The sequence below is a fragment of the Bartonella sp. MR168JLCBS genome (assembly GCF_042194175.1).
The window spans coordinates 1-686 of record NZ_JBHIMP010000402.1 but is presented as its reverse complement, the minus strand read 5'-3'; the positions used below and the strand labels follow the sequence as shown (position 1 = coordinate 686).

1 pseudogene is annotated in these 686 nt (G+C 32.9%); it reads right to left on the bottom strand.

The features are described from left to right. Positions 1 to 284 (bottom strand): annotated as a pseudogene (locus ACFIK8_RS11625) (hypothetical protein); the annotation flags it as partial. Positions 285 to 686 lie beyond the last annotated feature (402 nt).

Sequence of the window (686 nt, the reverse complement as noted above, 5' to 3'; positions counted from 1 at the left end):
CAAATGTTGTACTCCCCTCTTCTGATCAATAAAAATAAAATATTATCACGTCCACTTACATCACGTAGAGATATGGTAAGCACCTTCACATCATCTTCCGACACAATATTGCGTACAAACAAAATAAAAGCCCAAGGTTTATGTTCAACAATAAACGTTTTTTCATCTTCTCTTAGGAAAAAACCAGAAGTACCAGTAATCATAGCTTTTATTTCTGAAATTATCGCAATACCTTGATGCTTGTTTGACCCTAATCCCTCATTTGATTGAGACAGCTCGCACATCTCATGTCAATTTTTAAAGCTCTTTTCGGTCTCATACACAAAAATCTGACCATTTCGCATATGAAAGTAAAACTTGTGCTTTGAATAGCGAAAGCTATTACTTAAATGCTCCCGTGAGAAATCTGTCTACACATCACGCAAGCATTTTTTACTACTCTTGTCCCTAGAATTTATATCGGCTTTCTTAAAGCAAGAACCCGATTATTTTAACAGTGCTTTTTTAGACATTAAAAATAATGTATCAATCTCCAAATAATTGGCAAGTTTATTGATTAATATGCAAATTGATTAGAATCTTTAGCGATCTCCACTAATGCTTCAATGAGCTTGTACTTTTACTTTTCATTCCTTTTCTTTTGAAGCTAAAATAATAAAGAAATTCTCTCACAATATACCAAATGC